Raw genomic sequence first — 15,000 nt, forward strand, 5'->3', positions numbered from 1 at the left:
CTTATCGGATTCAGCGAAGCCCGAACCGTACTACGAAGGAGAATCGCCTTGTCACAAGACCCGAAAGCAAGTTTTCGCAGCGCAGCACTGGATTTCCACCAGTTCCCCAAGCCGGGCAAGATTGAGATCACGCCGAGCAAGCCGCTGGCCAATGCGCGCGATCTCGCGCTGGCCTATTCGCCGGGGGTTGCCGCCCCCTGCGAGGAGATCGCTGCTGATCCGGACAAGGCCTACGCCTACACGTCCAAGGGCAATCTTGTGGCCGTCATTTCCAATGGCACGGCCGTGTTGGGGCTGGGCAATATCGGCGCGCTGGCCAGCAAGCCAGTCATGGAAGGCAAGGCCGTTCTTTTTAAGAAATTCGCCGGGATCGACAGCATCGATATCGAGGTGAACGAAACCGACCCCAAGAAGTTTATCGAGATCGTTGCGCCGCTGGAACCAAGTTTCGGCGGCATCAATCTTGAAGATATCAAGGCCCCGGATTGCTTCGATATCGAAGAGAATCTGAGGGCGCGGATGAATATCCCCGTGTTCCACGATGATCAGCACGGTACGGCGATCATTGTTGCTGCGGCCGTTCTCAATGCCATGAAGCTCGTTGGAAAAAACATCGCCGACGTGAAGATTTGCACATCGGGTGCGGGTGCGGCAGCAATTGCGTGCATGAACATGCTGGTGACTGTTGGGGCACGGCGGGAGAACATTTACTTGGCCGACCGTCAGGGCCTCGTGACCAAGAAGCGCGTGAATTCCGTGGATCGCTGGCGCGGCGCGTTTGCGCAGGACACGGATGCAACCGAACTGGCTGAAATCATGGCAGGGGCCGACATCTACGTTGGTCTATCCGCAGCGGGCGCCTTGAAACCGGAAATGATCCGCGAGATGGCGCGCGATCCCTTGATCCTGGCGCTCTCGAACCCGATTCCGGAAATCATGCCGGAACTGGCAATCGCCGAACGGCCCGATGCGATGATCTGTACCGGGAGATCCGACTATCCCAATCAGGTCAACAATGTGCTGTGTTTTCCGTTTATCTTCCGCGGCGCGCTGGATGCGGGCGCAACCACAATCAACGATGAGATGAAGCGGGCAGCCGCTTCCGCTATCGCGCAATTGGCGCACGAGCCCGTTCTGGAATCCATGGGAAGCGAGGCGCCGGCTACTTTCGGCAGTGGCTATCTCATTCCATCGCCGTTTGATCAGCGTTTGATTTTGCGCATTGCTCCAGCGGTGGCGCAAGCCGCGATGGAGAGCGGGGTATCGCGCCGTCCCATCCAGGACATGCGCGCCTATCAGGACAGCCTGAAGCGTTTCGTCTTCCGGTCGGGATTGGTCATGAAACCAATGATCGAACGCGCCCAAGGGCAAGGTAAACGCATTGCGTTTGCCGATGGTGAGGACGAGCGTGTGTTGCGCGCCACCCAGGTGATACTGGAAGAAGCCATCGGGTGGCCCATTCTCATCGGCCGCCCCTCGGTCATCGAACAACGGATAGAGCGTTTCGGCCTGACAATTAAACCCGATCGCGATTTCGACATCATCAACCCGGAAGACGATCCGCGCTACCGCGACTATGTCAGTCTTTTTCACAACCTTGTCGGACGCAAGGGGGTAACACTCGACACAGCCCGCACACTTGTGCGCACCAATACCACCGTGATCGGTGCCTTGGCTGTCAATCGCGGCGAGGCCGACGCTCTGATATGCGGATTGCAGGGAAGCTTCATCAAACATGCACGTGATATTCGCTCGATCATCGGACTGGCCGATGATTCTGCACAGCTGTCGGCACTGTCGATGTTGATCATGTCCAAGGGCGTGTTCTTCCTTGCCGATACCTACATGAACATCGACCCCAGTGCCGAAGAGATCGTCCAGATCGCATTGCAGGCTCGCGATCATCTCAAACGTTTCAACATCGATGCCAAGGCGGCATTGCTGAGCTATTCGAATTTTGGCTCGCGGGACGGGGCGTCTTCGGAAAAGATGCGCGCGGTCTATTCTCAGCTGAAGAAAGCCGCGCCCGATCTGCTCGTTGAAGGGGAAATGCAGGGAGACCTTGCCATCAACGGTGCGTTGCGTGAGCGTTATTTGTCTCAAACGGCCTTTCAGGGCGAGGCAAACCTGTTGATCTTTCCGTCGCTGGAAGCTGCGAACGTCTCCATGACATTGCTCACGGAACTGAACAATGCCCTGGCGGTAGGCCCCATTCTGATGGGAACCAAACGCCCGGCGCACATCCTTGCTCCAACAGTAACCAGTCGAGGTATTGTGAACATGTCGGCCATCGCGGCTGCTGAAGCTTTGGAAGCCTGACGCGTTAATTGAATGTTCTGCAGGGAAAGATGCGCGGGAGAGATACCCCGATGTGGCTGCATATGGCACGCCTTTGCGGATGCCCCGGACATTTCCCCTTTGTCAATCCCGAGGGAGTCCGCATAATTGCACTATGACTAACTTGTCCCGAAAGACCTACCTGCTAACCTTTGCTCAAACCGTTATTGGTGGGGAAACACTACGGCATGACTTCGTTGTGATGGCCGACGGCGTAATCATAGGTCGAATCAAGGTGATTGCGAAGGGCCCGAATGAAGGTCGCTGGGGATGGTCGTTTCTGCTGGGGCACCTCGACTTTCGTTATAGGGGTGTGGACGGCGATGCAGCGACAAAACAGGAAGCCGCCCAACAGGTGAAATTCTGGTTTCAAGAATATCTGGAAACTCCATCACTTCACGGCGGCGGATTGGGTCTTGAACCCGAGGAATGGCCTCCGGATGAACGATCAATGCAGCTCAGGATACTGCGGGTTAGCGACCCAGACCTGCACACAAAAGTCATCGAAGGATTACGAACTGGGATAATAGAGCGACATCTTGGAGCAGGTGCGAATTTTTCTTAAATGCCGAATACTTTCGGTTCTGATGATGGCGGGGTGGGTGCACTCCCAACGGCATCGATGCGCCAGAATGGAGGCGTTGATCACCACTAAAAGGAGGCGTTTGTTCCATCAGAACCCTTTCGTGGAACCTCACCGAAGTGTGCCACAATGGTGCCGGTCACGTCAGGAGTATAATTGGCAGAATGAGCAGGATCGCGCCAATGAGTAATGTGATCGAGTAGCCAATGATAATGTTCTTTGGTCGCGGTGCCGGATGAGGTGGTGCGTCCCAATCATATTTCATGGCAACGTCGTTTCTCACTGAAATCTCATTGAGCGCGTACGCTGTACCAATCGCGCTGCACTCAAACTCGTACATCAAATGAACATTGAGTTAATGGGTGGCAACATACGTGGATGCGGAAGGTCTATCGGCCGAACACCCGACCTAGTAACAAAACCACCGGTGTCAATATCAAGAATATGATGACGTAGATCCATATGGGGGTGAGGTATGGATGGTAATCATCCTTGGAGCCAAGTTTATCACGCTTCATACAACTGTCCTCGTTCCAAATTTAATACGACTACGCCTCCCAAGTTTCTGAGATATACTGACATGGACCTATTTGTGGCACAGGACGCTGCGCCAGACACTTTATTGCCAAGCACGGCTCAATCCGGCCTTTAGATCATCGAGAACCGGCACGATCGCCAGCGTCAAAAGGATGACGGCAAGTACCAGGGATGCCGCGAAGCCGAGATGTTTGAAGCCGATCGCACCCGCAACGCCTCCGATAAAGAACAACGCAACGAGTGAAGCCAGCAATTTCAGCTTCCTGCGGTCAGCCCTGACGAAGGGTTTGTCAGGATCGTGGCGTGATGCGTTCCAATAGAAGAGCTTGCCAAGTTCGATACCCATGTCGGTCACCAGCCCGGTGACGTGGGTGGTCCGAATTCTGGCGCCGGAGAGTTTGGTGATGATGGCGTTTTGCAGGCCCATGATAAAGCAAAGCAGCATCACGGTTGCCGGCACGAACAACCACTCGTGCTGTCCGAGATTGCTGCCGAGCAAGCCGAAGCAAAGCAGCAGTACCGCCTCAAACACAAGCGGCAGGGCATATTCCCCCTGCAGGTTCAGGCGGCGGCCCCAGTTGACCAGCACCGCGGAACAGGCCGCGCCGGCGACAAAAGACAGGAAGGCTGCCAGTCCGGCAAACACCAGGTCAATCTCGCCGAGAGTCAGATTGTCGGCCATGGAGGAAACGATACCGGACATATGCGACGTGTATTGATGGACCGCCACAAAGCCGCCGGCGTTGACGGCTCCAGCGACAAAGGTCAGGAATCGCGCCAGATGCCGATCGGCCTTCTCAAACCGTTCCTTTCCTGCAAGCCTGCGCAAATATGGAATCATCGTTCAAACAGCATCGAATAGCGCTAACAGGTGTAGCAGGGCAGGACACACATCGAAACAAGCTCATCGTTGGATTCTGGATCGAAGAGATGGGATTGCTGGAAAATATCACGAGACACTGCCGAAACCGATATTTTTGACATCTAGTTGAGTTTTTGCGGCGGATGGCGAAACCTCACGCCTCGGCCGCCGCTATCACTGCGTGCACGCTCGCCGATCAACTCGATACCCGCCCGGTCGAGTGCATTGACGACCTTCATCAGGCTGTCGACGATACCCCGGACATCACCTTCGCTTGCTTCCATTCTCTGAATGGTAGGCACAGAAACGCCTGCCATTTCCGCCAAGGTTTTCTGGTCGACGCCGAGAAGCGCACGTGCCGCCCGAAGTTGGTTTGCTGTAATCATAGTGGCATCCATGCGGATAGGTGAATAATCATATAATTCACTCTATCACTGATGTCTGAAACATCAACATGAAATGATAAAATATGCACCCCCTCTTGGCAGAAAGGACGGCAGACGTTATCATATATCCATGACTCAACGCTATAAACCACAGCAAGGGCCCGACGAAACCTGGACGGTCATTGACGCGCAAACCGAACGGGTCGCCGAAATGGGCAGTCGTACCATCATTGGCATGAACCAGCACGATGCCGAGGAAATTGCTGAGCTTCTGAACATACTGGAAGCGCACAAACAAAGGGCTGAATCCGATCCAGGCTGCTGAAGCAGCCCACCACCCGTTTCGATCACAACTTACCGCCCCCCACAACGATAGTGAACAACAGGAACGTGATGAAACCACAGAAGAGGCCGTTTGCAGTCGAGATCAAGCACAGTCGCCGAAGCCAGAAATCAGCTGCGGGCTCGATCTGGGGCGATGTCGATTTGACCGCCTATGAGCTATCAGACATCGATCCAGAGGTTCCCGCCGGAAAGCCGGAGGTTCCGGCAGACCTTGTCACGGCCGAGCTAGAGGCCGTTGCCAACAAGGCGGCAAGCGAAGGCACCATATTGAATAGGGAACCACCCGCACCATCGTCTGTCGGTTTGGTCAAGGCTAATGGCCTTTACTACGTTCGGGTCTATGACAACGGTGCGAAGCACGAACTGATCGGGCCGTTTAGAACACGTGAACAGGCCCAAGCCGAAGCCGCCAAATGGATTAAGCGCTTCAAATCAGAACCTCAGCAATAATCCCGCCTGCCGCGAGTGGCGGTTTCCAGCGTCTAAATCCACAGCAGGATGAAGAGTACCAATACCGCTATTGGCGCCACGATACTCAATATGAGAAGTGTGTCGTATCCGATATCTTCCCAATCCCTGGGGTGCTCATGTTTGTCAGGAAATGCCATGTTTATGCCCTCCATTTTTTGGAGTGCATTCTACCACTATCGCGCATGGAAAGCGTGGTGATCTAAAGGTCTATATCCTAAAATTCTGATGCGTAAGCGTTCTCAAGATATCCAAAGCAAACGGATGTCCGCAATCCATCGGCCTCCTATACGCCAAGCGTTACAACCCGTTCGCTTGTCTCGATTGGCGCGCTGTCTTGGGAAAATGGAATGCCGAGCGCCGTCCAGACTTCGACCAATGCGTCTTTCAGCTCGACCACGAGTTCATTGGAAATGGAATGGCATAGGCGTGATGCGCGGACGTTCCGTGCCGCGTGGTACGGTCGGATAATTGATCGGCTGAATGTAGATGCCATGAAGCTCGAGAAGACGGTCGCTGGCCTGCTTGCACAGTTCGGGATCGCCGATATGAATCGGAACAATATGCGTCTCTGACTTTCATCACCGGCAGGTTGGCCTGCGCAAGCACATCTTTGGTAAGCTGTGCCGGACATTGATGCATCCGGCGCAGCGTTGGTGCGTGGATATTTTGTCAACGGTTTGGATATAGTCAGTCTGGATCGCAATCAGCCTGATCCGAGCCATGCCGTACAAACACAACGCAGATCGTCGTCACCACATACCGAAGACGAAATTCAGGGTGACGAACTGGCGGGAATACGAAGCGGGGGCGATGTCACGGTAATCTAAATTGTGGGCAACAATACCCGCAGCTCTGATTTCAGGCGATCGCTCCAGTTACAGCTTTCCACTCTGCCATGGCTTTGAGCCTGTGTAGATGGATAGCGAAAGCGGTGCGGTTGTGGTGGGACGGAACGAACAGATTGCGCAAGGTGGCGAAGATTGAAACGAAGCGTTGCAGTCCTCCCGGCGACCGAAACCCCTGCATGGACCATTCCCGTTTTCGTAACGGCACGTGGGAATTCTCGGCCCGGTTGTTCAGCCCTTTGTGAGAGCGATGTTCGACATGGGGCATGATCTGCCGCTTCGCTGCACCATAGGATCGCAGCTTATCGGTGATGATGCGCTTGGGAGGCAAGCCTTGCTGTTTCAACAGACGCATCAGCAATCGCCTGGCAGCCTTGGTATTGCGGCGGCTCTGTATGATCTCGTCAAGGACATAGCCGTCTTGGTCAACGGCGCGCCACAGATAGTGCTTCCTGCCCGAAATGGAGATCACCATTTCATCAAGATGCCAGACATCGTTCCGCGACCCCCGCTTGCGGCGCAGCCGACGGGCATAGTCCGGTCCGAACTTGTTCCCCCAGCGGCGGATGGTTTCATAGGATACCGATATGCCACGCTCCAAAAGCATTTCCTCGACCAGGCGCAAGCTTAACGGGAACCGGTAATACAGCCACACTGCATGAGCGATGATCTGGGGTGGAAAACGATGGCGCTTATAGCAGACGGCAGGCTGGTTCATGCCCATCCTTTTATGCCAAACTCGCTGAACCAAAGTTAATGTGACAACCCCCGCCGAAGGCCGAAGCCGAAGCCATGGCACGCAAGATGCTCGACCGAGTGGGGCTTGGCCACAAATACGACGCCTTTCCTGACGAACTGTCCGGCGGACAGCAACAGCGCGTCGCCATCGCACGTGCGCTTGCGATGCAGCCTATCGCCTTGCTCTGCGATGAAATCACCTCGGCGCTCGATCCGGAACTCGTGGCTGAGGTTCTGGGTGTGGTGCGTGAACTCGCCGCGGAGGGCATGACCCTGCTGATGGTGACGCATGAAATGAAATTCGCCCGCGACGTCTGCAGCCGGGTCGTCTTCATGCATCAGGGCCGTGTGCACGAGATTGGAAGACCAGAGGAGGTCTTTGCCGATCCGAAGACACCGGAACTGAAGCAGTTTTTGGGAGTGGTTGCCACCGATCGTGCGGGATCGTCGTGCGGATGATCGGTTCTGTTGCAACTTTTCGATTACCGTTTGTGTGGCATTGAATATCTGACGAAAACGCAGACGTTCAGATGTTCAAAGGCCGTCAATTCGATCGATCTGTGAACCTGCTTTGTGTGCGCTGGTATCTGGCTTATGGACTGAGCCTGCGCAACTAGAAAGAGATGATGGCCGAGCGCGGCATCAGTGTGGATCATTCTACCATTCATCGATGGGTTATCCATTTTTCACCGTGGCTGATGAAACGCTACAGCTTGCGCAAGCGTAAGGTATCCAGAGCAAAGTTTCGGGGACAATGGATGTATCTTTACCGTGCCATCGACAGTCTCGGCGATACGGTTGAATTCAGGTTTAGCGAACACAGAGATCTCCGGGCAGCGAAACGCTTCTTCAAGCAGGCATTGCAACGACACGGACAGCCGGAACGTGTTGTCATCGACGGTAGCCAAACGAATCAGGAAGCTATCGTTTCATGCGACACCACATATCGCCTGCAGACCAAGGCGAAGCATCCGACAAAATCGATCGTTATTCGCAAAAGTCAATATCTGAACAATCGGATCGAGCAGGATCATCGCGCTATCAAAAGGCGTGTTCGGCCAATGCTTGGCCTCAAATCCATGACATCGGCCAGTATCACTTTATCCGGCATCGAAATGATTCATATGATGCGAAAGCGACAGGCGAGATTTGCCTTCAATCCAGATCCGTCATTGGCCGAGCAGTTTGAAAATCCTCGCCGCGTAATCTCAAGATCATTGATGTAAACCGCCCACCCTCAGCGAAGTTTGCAACACAACCCCTGGGACACCCTTGTCCCAAAAAATATAACCCGCAGCCATGTCTCCACAAGTGTCCCAAAACTCGGCGTTGGTGCGCGGATATGGGAGCAGGTGCAATTCGATCTTTGATGCCGTCTGTTATGGCTGTCTGTTTTTGCGGCGGAATCCGGGCGTCCGGTTGCCAGCATGCGGTTGAGAACGGCGCAGCCGATGGCAACTTCAGTCTGTTGAGCCGTAAAACACCGTGCACGCAGACGCGGTCCGATCAGCGCCTTGTAGCGCCCCATGGCGGTTTCGATCAGGGCGCGTTTGCCGTAGCCGGTAGCCGCCTGTCAGTTCATCCGTCTGTCGCACTGCACTAAATCGTAAGAATGCGGCCGTTCATGCTTGACTGCTGCACTTAATTTGAGAATGACGTCGCTTGGATTCTGAAATTCACTGCAACATTGAGACTTCAGGCGCTGCGGGAGCCATTAGGCTATCTACCGGAAATTACTGGAGCATTTTGAAGACAGTGACGCCTGGACGCTCACACCTATCAGCAACGAGCAAGAGCCGACATTGTGAGGATCGTTTCTCAAATTAACTGCAGTGGTCAGCACCGAATTCTCAAATAAACTGCACGTTCTCAAATTAAGTGCAAAGCTAACTCATTGAAATCACAGACTCGGCATTCTCATCATTAACTGCAGCGCGACATAGGCACCGTGACATTTCAGGAAAACAACGAATGCCTTTCCGTCAGTAAAAAACGGACTGCCGACAGCGTTTTGCCCCAACATCGGCTCCGTCACGACTGCTTCGTCGATCCGCTTGGCGCATTTTGTTCGCGACAGATCGGACTTGAGCGACTCTCGCTCGCGATCCACCGCTGGATCGATTTGGTGGATCAGCAGCCCTGTTCCTCCGGCTGTTTGAGCTTCTCGGTCGAAGTGCACCGTACCAACCCAAACCGCATTGCCGGCGACGCGAAAGGCGGTATCCCACACATGAAGGTGATGACGCTCGCGGGCCGATCCCATCGGGTCCACATGCTGGAAGCCTCGCCGATTGGGTTGGCCTTGCCAGAACGTCGGCAGCCCAGGTGCACGAGGAGGGGGTTCATTGCGAAGCTCCGCAATTAGCAAACGCCAACTGCTTCCAAACGAGATGCGATCCGTCGGCTCCCACCCGGCGTCCAGGAAGGCCTTCGTTAGATCGGCCTCACTGCCCACCAGTATGACGTTGATCGGCTCCATTGGCCGGCCAACGATATCCTCGCTGAACCGCGGCGCAGCAGCAAACAATCCCGACGGGAAGTCGCTTGTCGTCAAGTCCACGGCTGTCGCTACTGATGCGTGTCGTACGACGAGCGGGTGCAAATAGCTGAAGACCACGACAACACCGATCCAGACGATGATGAAAAGGCTAGCAAGTCGCCCAGCCCAGGTGGGGCTGTGTAGAGGAACCTCGGGTTTGGATGCTTGTGAAACACTGAACGAAGTGATGATGACCGCCAGCCAGGCTGCACCGAGAGCGAAGCTGGCCAGCACATCGGATGGCCAATGGACACCCAGATAAATCCGCGAAAGGCCGATCGCCAACACGAGGACCGTGGCGAGGACGACGATGATCGCCTTGGCCACGTTGGTCTTCGTTCGCTCGATCACGAACCACGCGACGAGGCCGTAAAAGGAAATCGCGACGAAGGCGTGACCACTTGGAAAACTCAGGCCCTGGGCTGGTATCAGCGCGTTGACGAGATCTGGCCGTGGCCGGGCAAATCCCGTCTTGCCTAACCAGACGAGGAATTCTCCACCAAGAATGGAAATGAAGAGAGCCAGAAACCCGCGCCACTGCCGTGTCAGCGCCAAATAGAGACCAAACAGGCATGCCCCGGCGGCAACAATCTGCCAGTTCCCCAGATAGGTCAGGAATAACATGACTGTATTCAGATGCGGGTTCCGAAACATCTGAACCAAGGACACGAGCCGCAAATCCGCGACAACGAGGGGATCATTGGAGATCAGGTCCTCCACGACAGAGAGGAACAACCAGAGAAAGATAACAGAGAGCGCGACGCCGATTGTCAGCCGCAGGCCAAACGGTTCGTTCGTGCTGAAGCGCTTTCGCAACCAGCCCCAAAAGCGTGGATGAGACGCTAGATTTCGCCGAACTTCCGGGTCATTCCGGATCGCGACCAATATCGACTTAAGGACCGAACTCGGCAGCCGCCACATGTGGTCGCAATTCCCATTCCGTAGCCGAAAGTTTTCGCTCCGGTTCGTAATCTAGCGTTGCGCAAAGAAGAATAACACGCCGACAACCGCCGCACCAATGCTGACAAGCAGCACGCCGCCGGCGGCCATGTCCTTCACGACACGGATTTCCGCGTGGATTTCTGGATGCACGTGATCGACCAACGTTTCCAGCGCGGAATTGAACAATTCCGCCGCCAGAACCAGGGCAATCGCCAGAGCGATGATTGCCATCCAGGCTGTTGATGCGCCGAGGAACAGGACGCCGATGACGACCAGGACCCCCATCACTATTTGTGTTCTAAAACTGCGCTCACGTCTCCAGCCCTCATGGAGCCCGCTGATGGCGAATCCGAGCCGCTTGGGGAAGGATCGATTTTTCATGTTTCTCACCTCGTTTCATGCGATCAATGCGTGGTGAAAGTTGACCGGATCGCCTGCCCAACATCCGAAGACATTAGTGAAGGAGACCGTCGGAGCTGTTGCGTATAGTGCTCTTCTACCAAACCAGAATCCGGACCGTATCACCATGGGCCTCGCGCTACTCTGAAAAAGGCTAGACTGCGAAGATGGCACCCACATCTTCGTCGCACTTTGGTGGCGGCGATGGCACCATCGGTTAGGTCGCATCAATCCTGCTGGGAATGAATGTCGTGCCCGGGCCGCCAAATTGCCCATAAATATTGCTTTTCGCACGCGCTCCGGAGCCTTTGATTGTTTTTCCTCGAATCGAAAGTTCTCCGGTATCTCGTGCTCCCGTCGAATTTCGTTGGCCTCCGCCGCTGAACCGTTGAAATCCGGCGAATTGCGGCGGCCATTGCGCGAAATTACCAAGCCATTTTTTCGCGAAGCGTGAGCCCACAGTCGTTCTTGTTGTCGATTTACACTTCAAACTGAGACTCTGGGAGTTTTTGCCAAACGTCGACAGTTCAATTGAGACTTTTTCAACTAGAGTCTCAATTGAAGTGTAATTTTTGGTAGTGCAGGCGAACGTGGCTTCCTTTTCCAAAGAAGGCTTCCAGGATTCGATGTTCGTCGGTGATACGCTCTATGCCTTCCTGAATTGCTTCAGTTGTGAAGCAGGTCACGGAGAAAGTCTTCTTGACCGTCATCACTCGCTTGTTGATTCAGGTCAGTGTCGGTAACGGACGAATTCATGCACCGACATTACGGTCGATCGACCGGTCTACCAATCCCGTTTTGAGTATCAGAAATACCCTCTGCAGTCTCACTTAAAGTGCCAAAAATTGCACATCGATCTCACGTAAACTATTGAGAACATTCAATGCCTGAGTCCCAGTTTCAAGTGTAAATCGACACCGGCCTCATCTCCAGGTTGAATCAAATCCGTTCTGATTTGAAAACCTCTCTCGATCCAATCAGCGAGGAAAATGCTAGGGCTGAACCTTTTCACTCATCTCTTTGATAGCGTGCGACAATCTTTCAGCAATTAATAGGAACTCACCAATTTCATAGGCACGTATGGCACTTGAACCGCCGTCTGCTGTTTTCACATCGAGAACAATGTATTTCTGACCAGTGTCCCGCTCCTGTTTCAATTTTAGCGAAACCTTTGTGCCAGCATCGATGAATATGTCCACACGATGAAGGAGGGCTCCGCTCATTGATAACTTCAAAGTTTTGAAAAAGTCTGCCGTCATCTAGCGCCCAATTCTTGTCCGTTAGCCAAATTAGTCAATCTTTGTTGGTGCACAAGGCGGTGCCATGTCGGCATATTTCTTCCAAATAACATTTGGGTTTCAATACTGGGGAAGTGTGAAAAAATAGAGGCGGTTCTCTATCATGGTTTGCCTTTCCGAAGGCGCAGATCCGTACCATTCTTTGCCAACGGGATCTTGGTACTGAACGTTCGATGATCAGTTGGATTGTGCCATTTCCTTTTGGGTGAGTTTGGAGTTAGTGATCAAGGCGAAACTTGGCTAATGTCTGAAGCGGTCAAGCAACCCAGGAAATTCGGATGAAGAAATGGAACTTGGTTTCCTATCGGTACGCGCATAGATTAAAAGTAATATGGGATATAAATGAAATGCTACTAGATATTCTGATTAATACTGTAATTATTTGGCGTCAGCCATCTAAAAAAATATTCGTTAGGCCAATTGACAGTAATCGAGCAAACAGGATAAATAATTTTTACCAGTAATCAGGTAAAATACAGTTTTGTCGCGTATATCGGGGGTGCCTGGGTGAGTTCAATTGGTGTAGCGCGCGCGCCGTTAAGCAGCGCTCGAACGCTGACATTTGTCATTTCGATAGCAGCATTTTCTATCTTAATGCCGGCGACCGCATGTGCAGATGCTTCGACTGCAAGTTTTGCGTTCGCTGCGAAGAACTATGCAAAAGCATTAGTTGAGTTGAAGGCCCTTGCGGATCAAGGTGATGCGAACTCACAATATCGCCTCGGAGTAATGTATTTCCAGGGCCTGGGAGTACTTGTTGACGAACCGTTGGCAGCTAAATGGTTTGAAAAAGCCGCTGAACAAGGCGTTAGTGAGGCTCAAGCCATGCTTGGGCTCATGTACAGTGAAGGCAGAGGGGTTGTCCAAAATCAAACCCAGGCTGCAGCGTGGTACCGAAAATCTGCTGAACTAGGAAATGCCGCGGCTCAGGCTGCGCTGGGCAATCTGTATCTAAATGGAACTGGTGTGGACCAGGACGATACGGTTGCTGCCGAATGGTACCAAAAGGCCGCGAATCAAGGATTTGGTGGGGCGCAATTTAATCTCGGTAACATGTACCTCCACGGCAAAGGTGTGCCGAAGGACGATGAACAAGCAGCCAATTGGTATCGGAAGGCCGCGGAGCAGGGAAATGCCGCAGCCCAATTCAACCTCGGCAATATGTTTTTCCAAGGAACTGGTGTACCGCACGACGAAGCTCAGGCCTCTGCATGGTATCGCAAGGCCGCTGACCAAGGGGTTGCGGAAGCTCAATTTACTCTTGGCTTTATGTATGCAAGCGGCAGAGGCGAACCGCAGAATCAAATCCAAGCGGCAGCATGGTATCTCAAGGCCGCTGAACAAGGAAATCCTGCTGCTCAATTCAGTCTTGGGTTGATGTACGATCTGGGAACTACCACGCCTCGAAATGATTCCCAAGCTGTTCAATGGTACCGCAAAGCGGCAGAGCAGAACAACATTCAAGCTCAATTCAACCTAGGCAACATGTACTTCAGCGGTCGAGGCGTGATGCAGGACGACGTCAAGGCGATTGAATGGTGGCGAAAGGCCGCTGAACAGGGAGTGCCGCAAGCTCAATTCAACCTGGGGGTGATGTACTCCGCCGGACGTGGCGTGCCGATGGACAGCGGGTCCGCTGTCCACTGGTGGCGCAAAGCATCTTCTCAGGGGAATAGTGATGCAAAACGCATGCTCGATGAATTGGCCCAAAAAGGCCAAATGCAAAAAAAATAACAAGATTAGAGGCGCAACTCCGCGATCCCTGTTGGGTGCAGCTTTCCCAAGCGAGAGCAGGCAGTCACATCGATGCAGCAACGATAAAGAAGAACGGGATAGATTATGTCAGATGTGCGTGAATCCAGCGGTAGCAAACCGTTGGTCGATACGACAATAAGCTCAAAGGGCGCTGTCACCTTGTTTTGGGCTTAACGAATAGTCGCTATTGATCATGGGCATGAACCAGCCGCCCATCGCCAATTACAAGAACCATCGTTTCCCGCCAGAGATTATAGCCCGTGCGGTCTGGCTCTATTACCGGTTTCCGCTCAGCCTGCGCCACGTTGAGGAAATGCTGCTGGAACGCGGGATCGCTGTCTCCTACGAGACCATCCGCCGATGGGGCAGAAGACATGGTCCCGCCTATGTTCGGCGCATTCGCCGAAAGCCACCTTCCGGCAGTGATGTCTGGTACCTCGACGAGGTTGCGGTTCGGATCAATGGCAGGCGATGCTGGCTATGGCGGGCTGTCGATCAAGATGGTTATGTCCTCGACGAGATCGTGCAGAACCGCCGCAACACCAAGGCTGCCAGACGTTTGCTGATGCGTCTGCTAAAAAAGCAGGGCATGGTGCCGAGGCGCATGATCACTGACAAGCTCCGCTCCTATGGAGCGGCAAAGCGTCAGGTCATGCCGGGTGTTGAGCATCGCTCACACAAGGGCTTGAACAACCGGGCGGAGAACTCGCATCTGCCGTTTCGAAAGCGGGAACGAATGCGCCAGGGATTCCGATCAATCGGGAGCCTGCAACATTTTGTTTCGCTGTTCTCCGCCGTTCGCAATCTCTTCGTTCCAGATCACACAAAACCTTCGGCCACCCAAATTCGCAATCACCGACTGCAAGCCATGGCCCAGTGGAAAGCCGTCAGCGGCCAGCTCGTCTGAAACTGTCCGTACGGGCCTTAACGCGCCTGTCCTTCAAATAATGTGACAGCGCCGCA

The 15,000-nt window shown here is 53.7% G+C and carries 13 protein-coding genes and 6 pseudogenes; 9 read left to right on the forward strand and 10 right to left on the reverse strand.

What is annotated here, in order from left to right; genetic code table 11:
- Positions 1-42: 42 nt before the first annotated feature.
- Both ACSQ3H_RS30515 and ACSQ3H_RS30520 read left to right on the forward strand, forming a co-directional pair.
- Positions 43-2,319: an NADP-dependent malic enzyme gene (locus ACSQ3H_RS30515; RefSeq protein WP_436120836.1), complete on the forward strand. Its 2,277-nt coding sequence runs from the start codon at positions 43-45 to the stop codon at positions 2,317-2,319.
- Positions 2,320-2,452: 133 nt separating this feature from the next.
- On the forward strand, positions 2,453-2,902 hold the full coding sequence (locus ACSQ3H_RS30520) for a hypothetical protein (protein WP_436120758.1): 450 nt from the start codon (positions 2,453-2,455) through the stop codon (positions 2,900-2,902).
- A gap of 157 nt (positions 2,903-3,059) precedes the next feature.
- On the opposite strand, the gene ACSQ3H_RS30525 is transcribed toward ACSQ3H_RS30520, so the two are convergent.
- The 3 genes and pseudogenes from ACSQ3H_RS30525 to ACSQ3H_RS30535 all read right to left on the reverse strand — a co-directional run bounded on the left by ACSQ3H_RS30525 (position 3,060) and on the right by ACSQ3H_RS30535 (position 4,705).
- Entirely contained in the window at positions 3,060-3,203 is a 144-nt protein-coding gene (locus ACSQ3H_RS30525) for a hypothetical protein (protein ID WP_436120759.1), read from the reverse strand.
- Between the two features lie 348 nt (positions 3,204-3,551).
- Positions 3,552-4,298: pseudogene (locus ACSQ3H_RS30530) on the reverse strand (YoaK family protein); the annotation flags it as partial.
- Positions 4,299-4,441: 143 nt separating this feature from the next.
- Positions 4,442-4,705, reverse strand: a complete 264-nt coding sequence (locus ACSQ3H_RS30535; protein ID WP_436120760.1) for a helix-turn-helix domain-containing protein — start codon at positions 4,703-4,705, stop codon at positions 4,442-4,444.
- Between the two features lie 130 nt (positions 4,706-4,835).
- On the opposite strand from ACSQ3H_RS30535, the gene ACSQ3H_RS30540 reads away from it, so the two are divergent.
- A complete protein-coding gene (locus ACSQ3H_RS30540; RefSeq protein WP_436120761.1) occupies positions 4,836-5,030 on the forward strand; it encodes a hypothetical protein in 195 nt (64 codons plus the stop codon).
- A 68-nt stretch (positions 5,031-5,098) separates the two neighbouring features.
- The gene (locus tag ACSQ3H_RS30545) at positions 5,099-5,500 is read left to right on the forward strand and encodes a hypothetical protein (protein ID WP_436120762.1); all 402 of its coding nucleotides are present in this window, start codon (positions 5,099-5,101) and stop codon (positions 5,498-5,500) included.
- Between the two features lie 304 nt (positions 5,501-5,804).
- Here ACSQ3H_RS30545 and ACSQ3H_RS30550 read toward each other — a convergent pair.
- Positions 5,805-6,166, reverse strand: a pseudogene (locus ACSQ3H_RS30550) (aminotransferase class I/II-fold pyridoxal phosphate-dependent enzyme); the annotation flags it as partial.
- Positions 6,167-6,241: 75 nt separating this feature from the next.
- Here ACSQ3H_RS30550 and ACSQ3H_RS30555 point away from each other — a divergent pair.
- Positions 6,242-6,340: pseudogene (locus ACSQ3H_RS30555) on the forward strand (IS5/IS1182 family transposase); the annotation flags it as partial.
- Positions 6,341-6,379: 39 nt separating this feature from the next.
- On the opposite strand, the gene ACSQ3H_RS30560 reads toward ACSQ3H_RS30555, so the two are convergent.
- Positions 6,380-7,084 (reverse strand): IS6 family transposase, encoded by a 705-nt coding sequence (locus ACSQ3H_RS30560; protein ID WP_436120763.1) that lies wholly within the window; start codon positions 7,082-7,084, stop codon positions 6,380-6,382.
- A gap of 53 nt (positions 7,085-7,137) precedes the next feature.
- Between ACSQ3H_RS30560 and ACSQ3H_RS30565 the strand changes: the two are divergent.
- Both ACSQ3H_RS30565 and ACSQ3H_RS30570 read left to right on the forward strand, forming a co-directional pair.
- Positions 7,138-7,563 (forward strand): annotated as a pseudogene (locus ACSQ3H_RS30565) (amino acid ABC transporter ATP-binding protein); the annotation flags it as partial.
- 71 nt (positions 7,564-7,634) lie between these two features.
- Positions 7,635-8,330, forward strand: a pseudogene (locus ACSQ3H_RS30570) (IS6 family transposase).
- 176 nt (positions 8,331-8,506) lie between these two features.
- On the opposite strand, the pseudogene ACSQ3H_RS30575 reads toward ACSQ3H_RS30570, so the two are convergent.
- The 5 genes and pseudogenes from ACSQ3H_RS30575 to ACSQ3H_RS30595 form a co-directional block, all read right to left on the reverse strand.
- Positions 8,507-8,677: pseudogene (locus ACSQ3H_RS30575) on the reverse strand (IS5/IS1182 family transposase); the annotation flags it as partial.
- A 327-nt stretch (positions 8,678-9,004) separates the two neighbouring features.
- Positions 9,005-10,459: an LssY C-terminal domain-containing protein gene (locus tag ACSQ3H_RS30580; protein ID WP_436120764.1), complete on the reverse strand. Its 1,455-nt coding sequence runs from the start codon at positions 10,457-10,459 to the stop codon at positions 9,005-9,007.
- Between the two features lie 156 nt (positions 10,460-10,615).
- Positions 10,616-10,966 carry a diacylglycerol kinase gene (locus ACSQ3H_RS30585; RefSeq protein ID WP_436120765.1) on the reverse strand — a complete coding sequence of 117 codons (351 nt, stop codon included), beginning with the start codon at positions 10,964-10,966 and terminating at the stop codon, positions 10,616-10,618.
- Positions 10,967-11,201: 235 nt separating this feature from the next.
- The gene (locus ACSQ3H_RS30590) at positions 11,202-11,591 is read right to left on the reverse strand and encodes a hypothetical protein (RefSeq protein WP_436120766.1); all 390 of its coding nucleotides are present in this window, start codon (positions 11,589-11,591) and stop codon (positions 11,202-11,204) included.
- A gap of 385 nt (positions 11,592-11,976) precedes the next feature.
- Positions 11,977-12,207, reverse strand: a complete 231-nt coding sequence (locus ACSQ3H_RS30595; RefSeq protein WP_436120767.1) for a hypothetical protein — start codon at positions 12,205-12,207, stop codon at positions 11,977-11,979.
- Positions 12,208-12,789: 582 nt separating this feature from the next.
- Between ACSQ3H_RS30595 and ACSQ3H_RS30600 the strand changes: the two genes are divergently transcribed.
- On the forward strand, positions 12,790-14,016 hold the full coding sequence (locus ACSQ3H_RS30600; protein WP_436120768.1) for an SEL1-like repeat protein: 1,227 nt from the start codon (positions 12,790-12,792) through the stop codon (positions 14,014-14,016).
- Positions 14,017-14,236: 220 nt separating this feature from the next.
- Entirely contained in the window at positions 14,237-14,944 is a 708-nt protein-coding gene (locus ACSQ3H_RS30605) for an IS6 family transposase (protein WP_436120769.1), read from the forward strand.
- The last annotated feature ends 56 nt before the right edge of the window (positions 14,945-15,000 follow it).

It is taken from the genome of Phyllobacterium sp. LjRoot231, from assembly GCF_964253365.1.
Taxonomy (GTDB): domain Bacteria; phylum Pseudomonadota; class Alphaproteobacteria; order Rhizobiales; family Rhizobiaceae; genus Phyllobacterium.

Coding starts and splice junctions, on each gene's coding strand:
- ACSQ3H_RS30520 (WP_436120758.1), top strand. CDS start 2,453: ATGACTAACTTGTCCCGAAAGACCTACCTGCTAACCTTTGCTCAAACC.
- ACSQ3H_RS30535 (WP_436120760.1), bottom strand. CDS start 4,705: ATGATTACAGCAAACCAACTTCGGGCGGCACGTGCGCTTCTCGGCGTC.
- ACSQ3H_RS30540 (WP_436120761.1), top strand. CDS start 4,836: ATGACTCAACGCTATAAACCACAGCAAGGGCCCGACGAAACCTGGACG.
- ACSQ3H_RS30545 (WP_436120762.1), top strand. CDS start 5,099: ATGAAACCACAGAAGAGGCCGTTTGCAGTCGAGATCAAGCACAGTCGC.
- ACSQ3H_RS30560 (WP_436120763.1), bottom strand. CDS start 7,084: ATGAACCAGCCTGCCGTCTGCTATAAGCGCCATCGTTTTCCACCCCAG.
- ACSQ3H_RS30585 (WP_436120765.1), bottom strand. CDS start 10,966: ATGAAAAATCGATCCTTCCCCAAGCGGCTCGGATTCGCCATCAGCGGG.
- ACSQ3H_RS30595 (WP_436120767.1), bottom strand. CDS start 12,207: ATGAGCGGAGCCCTCCTTCATCGTGTGGACATATTCATCGATGCTGGC.
- ACSQ3H_RS30605 (WP_436120769.1), top strand. CDS start 14,237: ATGAACCAGCCGCCCATCGCCAATTACAAGAACCATCGTTTCCCGCCA.